Source organism: Desulfurobacteriaceae bacterium (genome assembly GCA_039832905.1).
GTDB lineage: Bacteria > Aquificota > Aquificia > Desulfurobacteriales > Desulfurobacteriaceae > Desulfurobacterium.
Map to the genome: position 1 here is coordinate 1 of JBDOLX010000107.1, position 17,835 is coordinate 17,835.

Below are 17,835 nucleotides of genomic sequence, written 5' to 3' on the forward strand. Positions count from 1 at the left end.
AAAAAGTAATCACTCGTGGAGAAACTTAAGATTTAAGGAGGAAAATATGAAAAAAGCTTATGAAAAGCCAGTAATATTTAAGCTTAGAACAGGATTTATGAACAAGTTTGGAAAATTTGCGTCTCCCTATAGGAGAAAAGTTAGAAAAGAAATTGAAGGAATTCCTGTAGAGGAATTAGTTAATAAGTTTGGTTCTCTACTCTTTGTTTTCTCTGAAAAGAAACTTCGCCAAAAATTTAGAGAAATAAGAAATGCTTTTACTCTCCGTTATCCGAATGTTGAGTTTAGTTGGTCTTACAAGACAAACTACTTAGATGCAATATGTGCTATTTTGCATCAAGAGGGAGAGACTGCGGAGGTTGTTTCAGAGTTTGAATACGGAAAGGCAAGAAGGCTCGGAGTTCCCGGAAATAAAATAATCTACAATGGACCTTACAAACCCATTGAATCTTTAAAAGTGGCTGTAAAAGAAGGGGCAAGAATTAACATTGACCATTTTGAGGAAATTGCAGACCTTGAAGAAGTTGCCGATGAACTTGGAGTAAGAGTCAAAGCTGGAATTAGACTTAATATGGACACAGGGATTTATCCTCAGTGAACAAGATTTGGATTTAATCTTGAGAACGGTCAAGCGTGGGATGCAGTAAAGAGAATTGCTTCTGGCGGAAAGGTAGAACTTAACGGTCTTCACTGCCACATAGGTACTTTCATTTTAGACCCTTCAGCTTACGAAAAGGAAGTTAGAAAGATGGTAGAGTTTGCATATAAAGTAGAAGACACTTTCGGATTCAAGATAGAGTACATTGACATTGGAGGCGGTTTCCCTTCAAGAAGCAGGTTAAGGGGAATATACTTGCCACCGGATGTAGCAGTCCCGTCAATTGACGAGTTTGCGGAAAAGGTTTGTAATGCTTTATTCTCATCTTTGAGACCGGGAGATTACCCAAAGCTAATAATTGAAAGTGGAAGGGCTATTGTAGACGAAGCTGGATTCTTAATAACTACTGTTCATGCTGCTAAGGGAATGCCAGATGGAAGAAAAGCTTACGTTCTTGACGCAGGAGTAAACGTCCTGTTCACCGCTCTTTGGTATCACTTCAATATTGAAATTGATAGGGAAGTTCAGGGACCAACAGAACCTTGTATCCTCTATGGACCTTTATGTATGAACATAGATGTAGTTGACGATATGATTTATCTTCCACCGCTTCCGCGAGGAACAAGGTTAATCCTATCTCCAGTGGGTGCTTACAACGTTACTCAGTGGATGCAGTTTATAAGATATAGGCCAAATGTTGTTTTAATTGGAGAAAATGGAAATGTGGAACTTATAAGAGAAAAGGAAACCTTAGATGACATAGTGGGAAAGGAAAAACTTCCTGAGAGGCTGAAACTGGAATGGAACTAAAGAAGGTTCTCTATCCAATTTTTAAAAGCTACTCTGCGGTCCTTTTTAATAGTAACTTAGTAGGTGGAATAGTTCTTCTAATCCTCTCTTTTTTCAATCCAAACTTAGGAATTGGAGGTTTTGTTTCCGTTATTTCTGCTTACATTTTTGCAAGATTTTTAGGATTTAAGGAAGAGTTCTTAAGACTTGACTACTATATATAACCCTCTTCTTGTTGGACTTTCCTTAGGATATCTTTTTAAGGTAAGCTTTTTAAGTCTAGCGTTTTTCATAATAGCAGGCATTTTAACTTTCCTGCTTACGTTTACGCTATCCTCTCTTTTCTCATATTACTTAAGACTTCCAATCTTAAGTATTCCTTTCGTTATTGTTAGTTCCTTACTTTACTTAGCATCGTTAAAGTTCTCAAACCTTTTTGCGGTTAACCTATATCCACACAATCAAGTCTTTGTCTCGCTTAATCTACCCTTACCTTTAGAAGGTTATCTAAAATCCCTTGGGGCTATTTTTTTCATGCCGGATATTTTTGAAGGACTTGTCATTTTTGTATTAATACTTAGCGTTTCCAGAATCTTAGCTCTTCTTTCTATTCTTGGTTATTTCAGCGGAACTCTTACGAAAGCATTTTTTCAGGTTACTTTTATCAGGCATTTTCAGACCTTTCAGCCTTTAATTACATCTTAACTTCAATGGCAATAGGCGGTGTTTTCCTAGTCCCTTCGCTAAGAAGTTACAAGTTCGCAATTCTTTCTTCTATCATTTCAGTTCCAATCGTTGAAGGAACGAAAGTATTCTGGGAAAGTTATGGACTTCCTGTTTTTGCTTTACCCTTTAACACCACAGTCCTTTTAATCCTTTACGTTCTCATATCTGTAGGTTTTGTTTACGTTACCCAAAACTATAAAGGAACTCCAGAAAAGACTCTTGACCACTACTTAACATTTTCAAAAAGGTTTCCATTTACAGGAAGAGAACTAAGCCTTCCATTTTCCGGAAAGTGGACAATTTGGCAGTCCTTTGATGAAGAGTGGACTCACAAAGGCGCTTGGAAGTTTGCTGTTGATTTTGTTATTACCGACGAAGAAGGAAAGACCTATAAAAATGAAGGAAATTTTCTTACCGATTACTATGCGTTTGGAAAACCTGTTTTGTCTCCTATTGACGGACAAGTAGTATCGGTTGTTAATTCCATTCCAGATAATCAAATAGGACAAGCAGATAAAGAAAACAACTGGGGAAATTACGTTCTTCTTCACGATAAGAGAGGTTTTTACGTTCTTATATGCCACTTAAAACAAAATTCTATAAGAGTAAAACCGGAAGACTATGTTGTTAAAGGAACCGTTTTAGGACTTTGTGGAAACTCAGGTTATTCTCCCCAACCCCACATTCATGTTCAGGTTCAACTTTTGCCGAATCTTGGCGCTCCTACAGTTTCCTCTACCTTTTCTTCTTACGTTGTAGGAGACCGATTTTTCGACGTTGGAATCCCCAAGGAAGGAGAGACAGTAGAACCCGTTTTCCCTGACAAAGGACTTTTTAACAGGTTGAATCTTCTGATAGACCAAGAAATGGAGTTTTTGGTAAATGAGGAAGGAAAAGAAAAAGTTTTAAAAACCGTTGTAAAAATGGCACAAGATGGGACTTTCTATTTAACTGATGGTTTGGCAAAACTTTACTTTGGAATAAAAAACTCCTGTTTCTACTTTTACCACTTAGAGGGAGATTTAAACTCTCCTTTGAAGTATTTTCTTTTTGCTGCTCCAAAAATTCCTCTTCTTCCAAAAAAAGGAATTTACTGGAAAGACTACTTGCCCCTTATTTCCCCTTCCTCAAAGTTAAAGAGAGAATTTTTCCTATTTATATCCTCTTTCAAGCACAATCTGTTTGAAGTGAAAGTGAAGAGTTCCTTTGTTTCTGAAGATGAAATCCAATCTGATATAGTTATGCCGTCATCTTTATCAAAAGCGAAACTAAGGATTTCTAATGACTTTGGTTTTGAAAAAGTAGAAGTAGGAAAAGTAAAAATAGAAAGAAAAAGGAGGAAAAAAAGATGAGAAAACTTTTAGGATTACTTTTAGTTTCTCTCATTTTATCTCTTCCTTCATACGCTCCGAAAAGTTTGAAAATTCTTTTGGGCTTGGAAATATAAAAATTACGGGTTATGAAGTCTTATATGGTAGTTTAATAAACTATAGCAACTCAGATGTTAAGGATAGTGGATATTCTGTAACTGGCTACCTTAACGTAAGTGATGGCAAAGAAAACACCGTTCAAATAGGGTGGAGTTACACGAAAGTAGACTACAAGGACGGTTCTACGTTAAAGCAGAATGATTTAACGTTTGCCTACACAAACTCTTATGGAATACTAAAGAATCATTCTTTTACCTTTGGTTTTCATTACATAAGTAGTGATGATCTTCTTACAGATGGTGGAAAGATCTTCTTCTTTGATGGTACATATCTGAAATATCAGACCTATCCTCCATACTTTTTCTTATGGAGTGGAGGAATAGGAATTTATTACTCTAAGTACGATAATCTGCAAGACTTTTCTGTTATTCAACTTGCTCCTCATGCTACAGTAAGACTTTTTTCCAGTCAAGAAAAAGGATCTCTTTACTGCGATCTAAGTGCCTTTTATATTCACGTGAATGAGGCTGACACTATCGGTATAGGGGATACCAATTACTTTTCTATAGACGGAACTTTAAGGTACTACTATGGAAACTATGATCTAACAGCTGGGGCTTGGATAGGAGAACAGATTTTTGCAGTTAAAAATGGAGGATTTGTTGTCTACAACCTAACGGAAAAGTACAAAGGAGGTATCTACGGGGAGGTTGGATACACATTCAGGAATGGAATAAGAGTGGCTTTTGATCTTAGTATAAGTTCTTACTATGAGGAGAACGAAAGTGATACTAACCAACCTCCTAAACCAAAAGGAATAAACACGTCGTCAACAGCTACTCAGACTGTTGCCGTTCTTTCTGTAGGATACAAGTTCTAATTAGTTAAAGGAGGCTATTATGAGGAGTTTCTTCCTTTTCTTTACCTTCTTTTCTCTTTTGCTTACTATTCCTTCTTTTTCAATGCCATACAAGGAAATAAAGGTTTCGTATGAAAAGTCTTTTTCATATGAAAAAAATGGAGACTACGAAAACGCGATAAAAGCGCTTATGCCTGTTTATCAGAACTATCCTGACGGGTATACAGTTAATCTAAGACTTGGTTGGCTTTACTACTTACTTGGAAAGTATGCCAATTCTGAATATCACTATAAGAAGGCTTTAAAAGTTATCCCTACATCTTTAGAAGCTATACTTGGTTTGTCGTTGCCCTACATGGCACAAAGTAGGTGGAACGATGTTGAAACTCTTATGTATAGAGCGTTAAAAATAGATTACTACAACTATTACGCTAACTTGAGACTTTGCTTTAAGGAATTTAAAAAATACTCAGTTTGTGAATCTGTTACAAGAAAGATTTTGTCCATATATCCTACAGATATAAATTTCCTAAATGAACTTGCAATTTCCCTTTTCTATCAGGGGAAAAAGTCTTTTGCTGAGTCTTTGTTTAAAGATATACTTATCCTTGATCCAGAAAATCCAACTGCAAAAATGTTTTTGAAGAAAATAAAGAAAGAAAAGGGAAATAAATCTAACTAAAGACTGGTTGTTGATAAGAAATTAGCTTTAATATCAAGTTCTTTAATTCTGTAAGTTTTTGCGGAGAAATTATGCCCTTACCGTTATTTTGTAAGTAATTCAAAGCCCTCAAAGTTTCAGAAACATCGGAGTGTTTTTTCTCTAAAAATCCTTTTAGGGTTTTTAAAGCCTTCTTGGTTTCTTCATTATCCGTTTTTATTTGTCCTAAATACTTGACAAAAAATAAAGATCTATCTTCAAGATCCAGTTTGGAAGTTGCATAAAATTCTAAATTAGTTTTTTTACTTTCAATTTTGGTGGACTCAGAAGAACTTTCGTTATTACATGAAACTAAGAAAAACAAAAGTAAAAAAGCATTTAATCTTAAAATTCTTCTCATAGTTCACCCTGTAAAAAATTAAAAAGAGAAGGGCAAAAAGCCCTATCCAATACGTTTTAGAGCTTTGAGTCCAATATCTTTTCTAAAATGCATACCATCAAAGTGGATTTTTTCTATTGCTTTGTAAACCCTTTCTCTTGCTTCCACAATATCTTTTCCAAGGGCTGTAACATTTAGAACTCTTCCGCCGTTGGTTACCAATTTCCCGTCTGAAAGTTTTGTCCCTGCGTGGAAAACAACTACACTATCAAGTTTTTCAGCCTCTTCAATTCCCTTTATTTCTTTACCTTTTTCGTACTTTCCAGGATAACCTTTTGACGCTAGAACAACACAGATTGCAGTTTCATCTATCCATTCTAAACTATCAACTAAGTTCCCTTCAATAGCACTATTTACTACATCAACAAAGTCATTTTTAAGTCTTCTCAAGATAACTTGTGCTTCAGGGTCTCCAAATCTTACGTTGAATTCCAAAACTTTTGGACCATCTTCAGTTATCATAAGACCAGCGTACAGTATTCCCTTAAATGGATAGCCCCTTTCTTTCATCCCTTTAAGGATAGGTTTTATAACCTTTTCTTGGACTTCCTTTTCCATATCAGGAGATAAAACAGGTGCTGGTGAGTAAGTTCCCATACCACCGGTATTTGGTCCTTCATCACCATCAAAGACAGCCTTGTGATCTTGACTGGGGGCGAGTGGAACAAAGTTTTCTCCGTCGGTGATGACAAGGTAGGAAGCTTCCTCACCTACTAAACAGTCTTCAACAACCACTTTATTTCCAGCTTTTCCGAAAGCTTTCTCTACCATTATCCTATCAATAGCAGAAAGGGCTTCTTCAACCGTTTTGGCAACAACAACTCCTTTTCCTGCAGCAAGACCATCAGCTTTAACAACTATTGGAGATCCTTTTTTCCTTATGTATTCCTTTGCCTTTTCAGGATTCTCCAAAACTTCAAAGTCGGCAGTTGGAACGCCACACTCCTTCATCAACTCTTTAGCAAAAGCTTTACTTCCTTCAAGTTTCGCTGCCTCTTTAGAAGGACCGAAAATTTTCAGTCCTCTTTTTTCAAATTCATCAACAATTCCTGCAACAAGCGGAGCTTCAGGACCAACAACCGTTAAGTCTATTTTCTCTTTTTCTGCAAACTCAGCAATTTTATCTATGTCAGAAAGAGAAATATCAACACATTCCCCAATTCTTGAAATACCTGGATTTCCGGGAATTCCATAGACCTTTTCAACCTTAGGGCTTTGTGAAAGTTTCCAAGCTATAGCGTGTTCTCTTCCTCCACTTCCTATAACTAAAACTTTCATTCCTTACTCCTTGTGCTGTAATTGGTGGATTTAAATTATATCAGTAGATACATAAGTTTCATACTTTCAGGCTCTTTTGTAAGAACGTTTAATAATTCTTTCACTGGACTTAGAACTTCTCCTTCCAAAATTCTTCCTAAAAAGTCCTTTTTTTCCTTTATTTCAAAGACCTTAGCGTTTGGAGAATTAGAAAGTTTCTTTGCTATTTCGATGGCTTTGTCAATATTTCCAAGTTCATCAACAAGCCCCAAAGCTTTTGCTTGTCTTCCGGTGAAAACCCTTCCATCTGCAAAGCTTTTTACTTTTTCAATAGGGATATTTCTATCTTTTGAAACAGCCTCTACAAACTGGTCGTAAGAGTCATCAATCAAAGACTGTAAAATTTTTAGACTTTCTTCATTAACATCTTTAAAAGGATTAAGTAAATCCTTGAACTTTCCACTTTTAACGGTAACTACTTTTATTCCTATTTTTTCAGCTAGAGCTTTAAAGTTAAAGCTTTGGATTATTACACCTATACTGCCAGTAATAGTTCCCGGATTGGCAACTATTTTTGTCGCTGGAAGTGAAATGTAAAGTCCCCCAGAAGCCGCAACAGAACCCATAGAAACAACTATCGGTTTCTTCTTTGAAATTTCCCTTACTTTATCGTGAATCTCCTGACACGCTCCAACAACTCCGCCGGGAGAATTAACTCTTAGAACAATGGCTTTAATACTTTTATTCTTTTCCAACTTCTCCAAGAGTTTAAGGTATTTAGAAGAATTATTGATAGCACCTTCAACTTTTACAATTCCTATACTCTCTCTTGTAGGAAAATCCGAAGACAAAAACTTTTTCATAAAGCTTAAAACCACCATTACAAAAAAGATTACTCCCAAAATAGTAAAGAATCCTTTTATCTTCTTCATTTTTCACCTCTAACTAAGAAATGTAATTTCAGAAAATATTTTCTCTTTCTGGGTGGTATAAGCTTGAAAACTTTTTCATTATTTATGTTTCCTTCGGGAAGTTTTATACCAAGTTTCTTACTTAAGATATCCATGGCTTTTAGCCTTTCTGCTTTAGCAACAATAGATGCAGCAGCAACAACGATATCTTTCTCAGCTTTTGGGATAACTTCAAAGTCAATACCGGAAAACTTTCTCTTTAATTTTTCTTCTATTTCATTACTAAACTTGTCAACAACCACCTTCTTAGGGGAATATTTCTTTATCAACTCTTCCAAAACTTCCATATATACAGCTTCTAAGAGTCTGTTAACGTTTTTGAACTTTTCATAAAGCTCATTATAAGCCTTAGGCATTAGAACCCTTACTCTACCACGACAATCTTTTTTTATATTTTTTGATAGTTCTAGGATTTTTTCTTTCTTAAGTTTCTTAGAGTCCTTTACACCAAGTTTGACAAGCTCTTTTAAACAGTTTTCATCTGCAAAAATGCAAGCAACAACCAAAGGACCTATAAACTCTCCTTTACCAGCCTCATCACAACCAATCTTAGGGACTTTTTCAAGCTTTTCAAGGTAGAAGGTTTCTACCTCTTCTTTTAGAACTCTGGCTTCTTTTCCCCCAAAAACCAAGCTACCAGTTTTATAAATGGTCAAAATTCCTTTATCTTTTTTTAGCCTGTAAATAGCGTGCTCTGGAGGTTTTTCTAAGGAAGCACCCTTTTCTGTTAGCCTTTTTACAAGTTCTTCTATCTCTTCTCTATTTAACATTTATCTCAAACCCTATACCAAATTCTGGTCCATAGTAGCTATTGTATTTACCTTCTAAAAATGTTCTGCCTGTAATGAAGTACTGAACACTTGCTCCATATTCAGGGTTTTGTCCTGTGGTTTCATACCCCATTATTCTAACCTTTTTTGATAGCTTCTTTATTATTGAGAACTTTGCAACGGTTTCTCCGTACTTTGTTATGTACGGTTCTACGCTGAACTTATCTACTTTGAGGATCTTTTTTACCTTTTCTTCCACTGGTTTTATAAGCTCGGAACTTGCATAGTAAGCAACTTGAACAGCAGGGAAAAGCTCCGAACTTTTTTCTGTTTCTTGTGGAGAACTTCCCATCATTACCAAGTTAAGGATCTCTTCCCTCGTTAGAGGAGGGTCTGAAGATAGGACTAAAGTAGGAGAATTAAAAGAACCTCTAATCTGCATGTACACGTAGTAACCAGCAATGTAAGAAGTTGCTAAGATGTCAACGAAACCGTCTTTCTTAAAAAGATCGTTTATAGCTCCACTACCATATACAACTTTGAATTTTTTACCCATATAGTTTATATCTCCATCAACTATGTAAAAATCTCCACTGATGGTTAATCGTTCTCTGCGGCTTTGAAGCTTTAGCTTTGGGATTACTCTTAAGCGGAAAAGCTCACCCTTTATTTCTACTTCTTCCAGAAAGTTTAATTCTACTGATACATTTATAGGTATTTTCAAAGTAGTTTTCGTTGTGTCTTTTTTGTCTTTTTCTTTCTTTTCAAAGTAAAGTTTTGTTTTTGTAATGTTTAATTTCCCTGTTAATTTTTTGTTTTCAAACCTTAAGTTTCCAGAGATCTTTCCTCTCCATTTTCCAGGTTCTCCAGCAAAAACATCAGAGAGAGAAATGGATAGTCCTTTATCATCCCCTTTAACCAAAATGTTGCCGTTACCAGCGTTTATTTCAGAAAGTATCTCTCTGATTTCACCATTCTCCACTTTACCGTCGAACCTATAAACCGAGAACCTACTTAGGATATATGATACTTTTCCTTCTACCTTTTCAGAAGAGAATTTAATCAAGTAATCAAGTCCTTCAGAGTATTTAAACTTACCTTCTAGCTTTAAGCGCCCCTTTATGTATTTAACATCTTTTTTAAACTCTGTAAGGTAAAGAAGACCTTTCATTCCTAAATTTGCAAAGATTTGTCCTTTTAAGATCTTTCCATTTAGTTCAATGTTTCTGACTTCTCCCCAACCGTCCAAGTAAGAAAAGCGAACATTTGAAAAAGATACTTTCCCTTTATTTAGATTTATGTATAGTCCCGAAACGGAATAGAGTTTATAGAAACTGTCAGGTTTTACCTCGAAGGTAGGAATAGCTATGTTTCCAGAAAGGTCTCTTAGGTCAAGGTTAACAAAGGACATTTTTACCTTTACATTAGCCTTGGGGAGAAGAAGATCAAAATTCCTTAGACTACCCATTAAGTTTAGCTTTTTTCCAAAGACTAAAAGCTTAAAGTCTCCGTGTTTACTTTTGAAAACAACACTTCCAAAGTTTTCTGGCTCATGCAGTCTACCTTCTATGTCAAATTCAATTTTCTCTTTTAAATATGGATAGGATATTTTAGAATCTCCTTCGATAAAAACGGAGAAACTGTTTAGCTTACCTTTTAAGGATAGGGAAAGATTTAGTTTTGCTTGAAAGTTCATTTCTTTTTTATTAAGTTCTCCGGATAAGGCTATATTGCTTTCTATGTCTTTACTACCAATATTTAACTTTAAATCTCCATTAATAGAGCTCTTTTCAAGACCTTCCAAGGACATTCCATCAACAAAAAGCTCCAAGGTATTTTTATTAAGTTCTAAGTTAAAGCTTCCATTGTTTAGGGTTAAGTTCTCAAGTCTCAATAGTTCATTATTTCCAGAAAGAGACAACTTTAAATGTTGATCGTAAACAACTTTTCCTGAAACCTCTCTTGCTTTGCCTCTTATTTTGTCTATAGAAAACTGCACATTTTCCGATGAAAAATCGGAAAAAACTTTTATATCTTTTGCTTTTAAGATGTTAGAAGATGTTATCTTGAAATTCCCCGTTACTTTTCCTGAAAAGTCTATAAAAGTTTTTACTCCAAAGCTTTTGAGCAATTCCATTAAAAGTTTAGATTCGATGTTGTTAACTTTTCCAACAAGTTTAAAACCCATAGGAGACCCAAGGTATAAAGAAAGACTTTCAAGTTCTACATCTTTACCTTTTGCCGAAATTAGAAGTTCCTTGTTATTTACAGAAAATTCTCCTTGAATGTGACCTATAAAAATTCCTCTAAATGATGTATCCTCTGACTGAAAGACAAAGGTGGCTTGAGGATTACTCAGCTTTCCAACAACTCTTCCTCTTGTAGAAACTTTTCCTTTAAATCCTACCGATGATAGAAAATCTATAGAAGAAACCTTTAAATTCTTTCCTTCAAAGTGTGCCTTCAAAAATTTTTCTTTAAGGTTCAACTCTCCCTCTGAACTTACTACTCCTTCCGGAGAGACCAGAAACGCTTTGTAGATAACAGAGTTAGAATTACCTCTTAAGGACAAAGAACCTATAGAGGAAAACCCTCTAAAAAAGAAACTATCAAAAGACAAATTTCCTGAAAAACTTTCTAAAGAAAGTTCCTTTATTTTGAAAAGACATTCTCCCGTAAGAACTGTTTTGGGTATCCACTTTCCAAACTTTTTCCTCTCTTTGAAGACGGGACTTAGAAAGTCAATGTCAAAAGATTTTAAACTTAACTTTCCAGTTCCATTTTTATCTTCAAGTTTTAGCGTTAAAGAAAGATTCTTAGAGTTTAAGAAAACATCTTTTTGTTTACCTGCTACCTTTGCCTTAAGATAAAAGTTTTTTAAAGGAAGAACATTTGTTTCAAGTTCTTCGCCTCTTAGAGAAATCTTAAGTAAAGGATTTTTAAAAGTTCCTTCTACATTAAACGTTCCTGTAAAATTCTCAAAAGTTCCAAAAGGAACTTTTAATGTTTTTCCTTTTAATTTTCCACTGATTTTGATGTCTTCTAAGTTAAGTTTTCCTTTAAAAGAGGCTTCCGATTTTTGATATGTGAATTTTCCAGATGTTATTTCAAAGTCTTTAGAAAGTTCTCCGTTTATAGAATAATAGAGATTATCAAAAGAGTCGTACTTGATATTTCCTTTTAAGCTTGCGAATTTATTCCTTTTCTCAAAAGCAATTTTTAGGTTCAAGTTACCACTTTTTACCGTTCCATTAAAGCTAATAAAGAATAGATCCTTAGATATTTTTCCCTTTCCTGTTATGAAATACTTGTCAAAAGAGAAACGGAGATTTGAAAAAGATAGGTTGTCATCAATAATTTTGCCACTTAGAGGATAAAGGAAAAACTTTTTATGAGAAGCTAAGCCTTCTAGCTTTTCGATTTTAAATTCTTTTTGGTCTATAAAAATGTTTCTTCCACTTAAGATAAAATTTGGAGTTTCTACTTTTGCTTCTTGAACTTTAAGTTCTTTTACGTAGAAAGGTGCTTTTAGAGTGAAAGCCGGTAGATATTTTGTTTTTTTCCTTTCTTCTTCGTTTTTTATGTAGATTTTTTCAATGTATATTTTTTCAAACCGTAAGTTTAAATCTTTTAGACTCTCCCAAAGATCTAAAGAAAACTTTCCTTTTTCCACACGAATTTCTATTTTGGATTTTTCAAAGTAGAACTTATCAGTAGTTAATACCAAATTTCCATCTTCAAAAAAAATTTTTGTATTTCTATGGGAAATATTTATTGATTTTTTTTCTAAATATAGAAAGAAAAGTTCTTTGCCGAGAAGGAAGGAAAAATACAGGAAAATAATTATAGCCAAAAACTCTAAAAGTCTAACTATCCTCACTGTTTATCTCCAAAGATTCCCATTCTTTACAGCGAGGGCATATCCAGTCAAAGTTGTTGGTTTCAAAACCACACGATTCACATTTGAAAAGTTTTCTTTTTTCCTTTAATGTTGTCAAGAACTTCACAACTTCATCTACAACCTGTTTTCTCTTTCCACTTTCCCAAAGAATTCTAAGGTAAAGTTCTTTTATCTCAGGATCGGTGGAACACTTTTTGTTAAGTTTATCTAAAAGTGAAAGTAGTTCCTCTTGATTTCCTTCTTCTAAAAGTTTCTTCGCTAAAAGCTTTCCTATTTCACAAGAGGTATCAAGTTCTTTAGCCACCTTCCTTAATTTTTCCAAGCTCAAACCTTCAAATTCTTCCACTATTTTCAGAAACGGAAGTTGCTTTTTGGGTGCTAACTTTATTCCCTTTAAAGCATATCTAAAGCCTTTTTCTTTATCTCCTACAGAGTAGTAAAGTTTTGAAAGGACATAGTAAAAAAGAGGAACTGGAACTTTTAAGTCTATTTTCCTTAGTATTCTAAATGCTTTATCTGTTCTTCCATTTTCTATATAACTGTCTGCTAGATAAAGTTTTGTATGCACAAGTTCATCTTCAAAGTCTTTGCAAAGATCTACAGCCTTTTCTAAATACTCAACAGCTTCTTCAAGCTTTCCAGAAAATTTCTTTATTTCGGCAATTTCGTAGTAGAAAAAACTTTCGTAAGGAAAGAGAGAAATACCTTCTTTTAAAACTTTCTCAGCCCTATCTATAAAACCAGCAGATTTGTAAACGAGGGCAAGGTTAAGGTAAACAAGCCTCTTTTCGTTCTCGCTAAGGTCTTGATTTTTAAGCTTTTCCAAAGTTTTTAAACTTTTGTAATATTCTCCCTTCTCTTTCAAGAGGATCGCTAAAGTTAAATAAGCACTAAAAGGACTTTCAACATCAAGATTTTCAAAGGATATATACTTTATTAAATCTTTCCTGTCTATCAGAAGTTTTTTTAAAAAGCTTGCAATAGAAACGGTCTCCTTTCTAAATAAAAGCTTTACAATCTTGGCAAGCATTGTTTTCTATTCCCAATACTTTTTGAGTAAGTCGAACGTTTCATCAAGAGATTGAGGAATAACTTTTGCTCCTCCGATAACCGGCATAAAGTTTGTATCTCCAAGCCACCTTGGGACAACGTGGTAGTGAATGTGTGTATCAACACTTCCACCGGAAACTTTTCCCAAGTTCAAGCCAACGTTGAAACCGTCTGGATTATAAGCCCTTTTTATTGCCCTAATTGAACGTTTTAAAAGCTCGTCAATTTCTGCCATCTCCTCTGGAAGTAAAGATAAGAAATCTCCAGTATGCCTTACAGGACAAACCATAAGATGTGCAGTATTGTAGGGAAATCTATTTAGTATGACTATTGCTCTCTTTCCCCTATAAAGAAGAAGATTTTCTTTGTCCTTTGATGGGTCATCTTCTATTGCTTGACAAATAAAGCATCCTTTCTTTTTTTCTTTTCCAGCCTTGCTAACGTAAGAAAGTCTCCACGGTGCCCATAAGATTTCCAAAGGATTCCTCCTTGAGATTTTAGGATATTTTAGCATTTAGAGGGTTGGAGGATTGGAGGGGTAGCTTTTTAGTTTTCTGATAGCCTTCTAACCTTCCAAGCTTCTCTAACCTTCCAACACTAGTCGCAATCCCTTCCACTTATCAGGGCATTTCAACTATATCCCTGAGGACTCTTATGATGCAATTGTTCAGATAGTAAAAGTCGCAATCCCTTCCACTTATCAGGGCATTTCAACTAATAATGTTAGAATTTTGTGAATATTGTGAAGAATATGGTCGCAATCCCTTCCACTTATCAGGGCATTTCAACAAAAGATTCCAAGAGGGCAAAAAAGTAATTACACTCCAACCCTAGTCGCAATCCCTTCCACTTATCAGGGCATTTCAACATAAATTAATTTTGGAGGTAAAAAATCCTTTCCCATCAGATGTCGCAATCCCTTCCACTTATCAGGGCATTTCAACACAAAATGGATGTTATCGCAAAGGGAGTAAATATTTAGTCGCAATCCCTTCCACTTATCAGGGCATTTCAACAGGTCCTAAAACGAAACATTGCAAATCAATAGCTTTAGAACTTGAGTTTTCTATATAAATCTAATGTTTATTGCCCTACAATGATCATCGCCAAACAGGTTTTAAACCCTTGCAAATCAATAGGTAATTCATCTAAATTTCAGAATGAAATAAAACTTCTTATCCCTCAAACCCTTCCCAACATTATTCACTTTTCAAAGAACTGAAGATTGATTTTATTATATCATTGTTCTTCTTGAAATCAAAAGAAAAAGTCTTTCAATATACCCTTTTCTTTACCTAACCTTTTGATTTTCTTTAGACTCTTATTATCTAAAGGATAAATGTAGACTTTGTCTGACTCCATTCTAATTACATTTTCAATACGTTCTATGAGTTCTTCATACTGATCTGACTGTAATTCCACTTCAAAAACACTAAGCTGAGTTCTTATTCCGTAATCGTAAAGTATCCTCATAACTTTTGCTCTTCTTTTTGCAGAACTTCTATGTTCTTGATAAGAGTCATTAATAACGCATATGTCATAAATAACAACAAACCTAGAAATTCTTTTCGGTAAGTTCATAGTACTATGCTGGGATTATGTTCTATATCACTTTTTCCAAGCTTTTTTACAAGAGGAATGGAGTATTCACTTATGGGAAAAAAGAAAATCTTGTCCGTTTCGCTATCTATTACTTTTTCAAGATCTGATATTAAGCTATCAATCTTTTCAGAAGTTATTTCTATTTCAAAACAGCTAAGCTGAACTCTTTTTCCGTGTTCATTTAGAAGTTTTATAACTTTATCACGTTTTCGGTCGTCGGATATGTCATAAGTTACTAGATATTTCATCTTTTAACCTCTTCTTTTAACCAGCTAAGAAAATCAATAACACTTTCAAGAAAAACACCTTCTTTACCGTGGATTACTACATCTGTATATAGTTTAACGAAACTTTTTAGTGCTTTTGTTTTTAGAAAAACTCCTGACCTATCGCTTGAAAAATCTTCTTCTAAAAAGAACCCATCATTTAAGGTATTAAAAACAAATTCAACTAGTCTTGGTCTAACTATTTCCATAACGTCAGAACATAAAGCAGCGTGTCTTCCTCTTCTTATGTGGAAAAAACCAAGGTATGGGTCAAAGCCAAATGCAAGCACCATAGGATACATAAGAGAGTAAAAAATAGAAAAACTTAAACTCAACAAAGCATTTACAGGATCTGGTGGGGGATAGTATTCTCTTTTGCCAAATGAAAAAGAACTTTCGTTGAAAGAGGAAAACTTATCATAAAGATATTTGCTGATATTTCCATCTATTCCTAATAAAGACTGAATATTAGAGGCAGATAACAACGAGGTTAAGACTTTCTCTTTCCACTCCTTAACATCTTTAGCTTTTAAATTTCTTGAAGAATGAAGATTATAAATAACAATTTCAGCAACTTCTATTTTCCTTCTTAAAAGTTCTTTGGTTATTTCTAACTTCCTTTTTTCATCTGTAAAAGTTTGATACTGGTTTACTCTGACATTATTGTCACTTCCAAAAAATTCTGGGCAAATTACACTTACGAGTCTTCCGTATCTATTGAGAAGAAAGACAAACTTTCCACGAGAAGAAAGCAACCTTATAGCAGGAACTGTTATGTTAACTGTTCCAAATAAAAAGACATGCTTAATAACTCCTATGGGAATTTGACGCTTTTCATCTCTAATTTCCACTATTAAGACATTCCCTTTTCTTGAAATTTTTGCTCCTGGCGTGGTAACAAAAAGAAATCCTTTCACAGCTCCTTTCCCTTAATTTCTATTAAAATAGCTTTATTTAGTCATCTACTATTAACCTGACATCATAAGATTTTATTTTATGGTTTTGAGTGGAAACATATTGAAATTCTCTATCATTATAAAATGAGGTCATGAAAGCTCCAGCTATTGAATTAATCTTCTGTCCTCCTGTAATGTCAATGATTGCATCTTTATCTCTGTATCCTTCCTTCCTAATTTCTGAATAAACATCATCTAAAACATTAAAAAGCTCTTTAATATTTTCAAAGTCTGAAACCAATTTCTTGACTATTTTCTTTTCAAATGATTCTCCAAAACACTTCTTTACAAGTTCTTTGAATGCTGGAACTTGCTCTAAAGATTGAGAAGAAGTTATAACGATAATTTTTTCTAATTTAGGTTGATGATATTTAATAGCTTCTATTGGCATTCTCCACTTCCGAAGCAAAGAATTTTGTTGAATAACTTCAATTTTTTCCTCAAGAGGTAAGTTATCTGGAATTTTTTCTATTTCTTCTAAAAGAGTTTGAGAATCTACAATATTTTCCCCCTTATTGATAACACTCAAGAATGGTATTAATATTTTTTTCTTTTCTGGTTCTTCATCATAAACTTCAAATTTACTTTCATGGGAGTATTTTACTCCTAAATAGCCTAAAACAATAAGAATGATTAGTCCTGAAATAAAAAGAAAAATTCCACTTCTTTTATCTTTTTCGAAAAGTATTTTTTCTAATCCGTCAGGGATCCAGCCAGCTACAATCGATAAAGCTAAAAATATCAAACCTGTCCAAAAAGCTGTTGATTTATCCCTAAAAAACATTCCAAACTGAGAGATAAAAGCTCTTTTTATATGAACACTAGACCTATTTAGTTTAAACCTTTTAGCCAACTTTCCCTCCCTCAAAGGAACTTTTAAAAACTAAAAAACTGTTTACTAGTCCTCTAACTCTCCAATTTCATCCCTTCCACTTACTAGGGCATTTCAACTCCGAATTTCAAGAAATAGTGAGTAAACTTTATTACAGTCGCAATCCCTTCCACTTACTAGGGCATTTCAACTAAAAACTATGAAAAGAGTAAGAATTTACTTACCACTGTCGCAATCCCTTCCACTTACTAGGGCATTTCAACGGTTGCCAGTAGGGTTGTATAATGCTATACACACCCCATTAAGTCGCAATCCCTTCCACTTACTAGGGCATTTCAACTTGATAGCGACACAAAAATGCCTTATTTAGATACATTCTCTTGTCGCAATCCCTTCCACTTACTAGGGCATTTCAACGTACAGCGAAGGAGATTATAACAAGACTGAAAAAGTTTAGTCGCAATCCCTTCCACTTACTAGGGCATTTCAACAAGAATGCCAGTAGTAGTGTATAAAGAGCTTATAAGAAAAAGTCGCAATCCCTTCCACTTACTAGGGCATTTCAACTGGAAGAAATGGAGGTGTCAAAGTTGGAAAGGAGGGCAGTCGCAATCCCTTCCACTTACTAGGGCATTTCAACAATAGCAGAAAGGGATGATTTTGCTGAAAATGGAGAAAAGGTGTCGCAATCCCTTCCACTTACTAGGGCATTTCAACTGGAATTGGCG

16 protein-coding genes, 2 pseudogenes and 2 CRISPR repeat arrays are annotated in these 17,835 nt (G+C 34.5%); of the genes and pseudogenes, 7 read left to right on the forward strand and 11 right to left on the reverse strand.

Annotated features, from left to right (window positions below; all coding sequences use genetic code 11):
• Positions 1–97: 97 nt before the first annotated feature.
• From ABGX27_08095 to ABGX27_08125, 7 genes and pseudogenes are all read left to right on the forward strand, one after another.
• Positions 98–919 (forward strand): annotated as a pseudogene (locus ABGX27_08095) (alanine racemase).
• A gap of 6 nt (positions 920–925) precedes the next feature.
• Positions 926–1,408, forward strand: a complete 483-nt coding sequence (locus tag ABGX27_08100; protein MEO2069448.1) for a hypothetical protein — start codon at positions 926–928, stop codon at positions 1,406–1,408.
• Positions 1,399–1,611, forward strand: coding sequence for an urea transporter (locus tag ABGX27_08105; protein ID MEO2069449.1), 213 nt, complete (start codon positions 1,399–1,401; stop codon positions 1,609–1,611). The genes ABGX27_08100 and ABGX27_08105 overlap by 10 nt, the downstream gene beginning before the upstream one ends.
• Positions 1,595–2,211: pseudogene (locus tag ABGX27_08110) on the forward strand (urea transporter). The gene ABGX27_08105 and the pseudogene ABGX27_08110 overlap by 17 nt, the downstream one beginning before the upstream one ends.
• Before the next feature lie 345 nt (positions 2,212–2,556).
• Entirely contained in the window at positions 2,557–3,465 is a 909-nt protein-coding gene (locus ABGX27_08115) for a M23 family metallopeptidase (protein ID MEO2069450.1), read from the forward strand.
• Between the two features lie 595 nt (positions 3,466–4,060).
• Entirely contained in the window at positions 4,061–4,423 is a 363-nt protein-coding gene (locus ABGX27_08120; GenBank protein MEO2069451.1) for a hypothetical protein, read from the forward strand.
• A 19-nt stretch (positions 4,424–4,442) separates the two neighbouring features.
• On the forward strand, positions 4,443–5,084 hold the full coding sequence (locus tag ABGX27_08125) for a tetratricopeptide repeat protein (protein ID MEO2069452.1): 642 nt from the start codon (positions 4,443–4,445) through the stop codon (positions 5,082–5,084).
• On the opposite strand, the gene ABGX27_08130 is transcribed toward ABGX27_08125, so the two are convergent.
• The 11 genes from ABGX27_08130 to ABGX27_08180 form a co-directional block, all read right to left on the reverse strand.
• On the reverse strand, positions 5,077–5,463 hold the full coding sequence (locus ABGX27_08130; GenBank protein MEO2069453.1) for a hypothetical protein: 387 nt from the start codon (positions 5,461–5,463) through the stop codon (positions 5,077–5,079). The two genes, ABGX27_08125 and ABGX27_08130, sit on opposite strands and share 8 nt — an antisense overlap.
• Before the next feature lie 42 nt (positions 5,464–5,505).
• A complete protein-coding gene (gene purD, locus ABGX27_08135) occupies positions 5,506–6,780 on the reverse strand; it encodes a phosphoribosylamine--glycine ligase (protein MEO2069454.1) in 1,275 nt (424 codons plus the stop codon).
• A 35-nt stretch (positions 6,781–6,815) separates the two neighbouring features.
• Positions 6,816–7,691 (reverse strand): signal peptide peptidase SppA, encoded by an 876-nt coding sequence (gene sppA / locus ABGX27_08140; protein ID MEO2069455.1) that lies wholly within the window; start codon positions 7,689–7,691, stop codon positions 6,816–6,818.
• Positions 7,688–8,500 carry a ribonuclease HIII gene (gene rnhC / locus ABGX27_08145; protein MEO2069456.1) on the reverse strand — a complete coding sequence of 271 codons (813 nt, stop codon included), beginning with the start codon at positions 8,498–8,500 and terminating at the stop codon, positions 7,688–7,690. Before rnhC ends, sppA begins: the two co-directional genes overlap by 4 nt.
• The gene (locus tag ABGX27_08150) at positions 8,490–12,380 is read right to left on the reverse strand and encodes a translocation/assembly module TamB domain-containing protein (GenBank protein MEO2069457.1); all 3,891 of its coding nucleotides are present in this window, start codon (positions 12,378–12,380) and stop codon (positions 8,490–8,492) included. Before ABGX27_08150 ends, rnhC begins: the two co-directional genes overlap by 11 nt.
• Positions 12,367–13,431, reverse strand: coding sequence for a tetratricopeptide repeat protein (locus ABGX27_08155; GenBank protein MEO2069458.1), 1,065 nt, complete (start codon positions 13,429–13,431; stop codon positions 12,367–12,369). Before ABGX27_08155 ends, ABGX27_08150 begins: the two co-directional genes overlap by 14 nt.
• 6 nt (positions 13,432–13,437) lie before the next feature.
• A complete protein-coding gene (locus ABGX27_08160) occupies positions 13,438–13,929 on the reverse strand; it encodes an HIT domain-containing protein (protein ID MEO2069459.1) in 492 nt (163 codons plus the stop codon).
• 122 nt (positions 13,930–14,051) lie between these two features.
• A CRISPR array of direct repeats spans positions 14,052–14,467; the repeat unit is 35 nt; unit sequence GTCGCAATCCCTTCCACTTATCAGGGCATTTCAAC.
• Positions 14,468–14,708: 241 nt separating this feature from the next.
• Positions 14,709–15,032 (reverse strand): CRISPR-associated endonuclease Cas2, encoded by a 324-nt coding sequence (cas2, locus tag ABGX27_08165; GenBank protein MEO2069460.1) that lies wholly within the window; start codon positions 15,030–15,032, stop codon positions 14,709–14,711.
• Positions 15,029–15,301, reverse strand: coding sequence for a CRISPR-associated endonuclease Cas2 (gene cas2, locus ABGX27_08170; protein ID MEO2069461.1), 273 nt, complete (start codon positions 15,299–15,301; stop codon positions 15,029–15,031). The genes cas2 (ABGX27_08165) and cas2 (ABGX27_08170) overlap by 4 nt, the downstream gene beginning before the upstream one ends.
• The gene (gene cas1, locus ABGX27_08175) at positions 15,298–16,236 is read right to left on the reverse strand and encodes a CRISPR-associated endonuclease Cas1 (protein MEO2069462.1); all 939 of its coding nucleotides are present in this window, start codon (positions 16,234–16,236) and stop codon (positions 15,298–15,300) included. The genes cas2 (ABGX27_08170) and cas1 overlap by 4 nt, the downstream gene beginning before the upstream one ends.
• Positions 16,237–16,273: 37 nt before the next feature.
• Positions 16,274–17,128 (reverse strand): hypothetical protein, encoded by an 855-nt coding sequence (locus ABGX27_08180; protein MEO2069463.1) that lies wholly within the window; start codon positions 17,126–17,128, stop codon positions 16,274–16,276.
• 63 nt (positions 17,129–17,191) lie between these two features.
• Positions 17,192–17,824: a CRISPR direct-repeat array (repeat unit 35 nt; unit sequence GTCGCAATCCCTTCCACTTACTAGGGCATTTCAAC).
• Positions 17,825–17,835 lie beyond the last annotated feature (11 nt).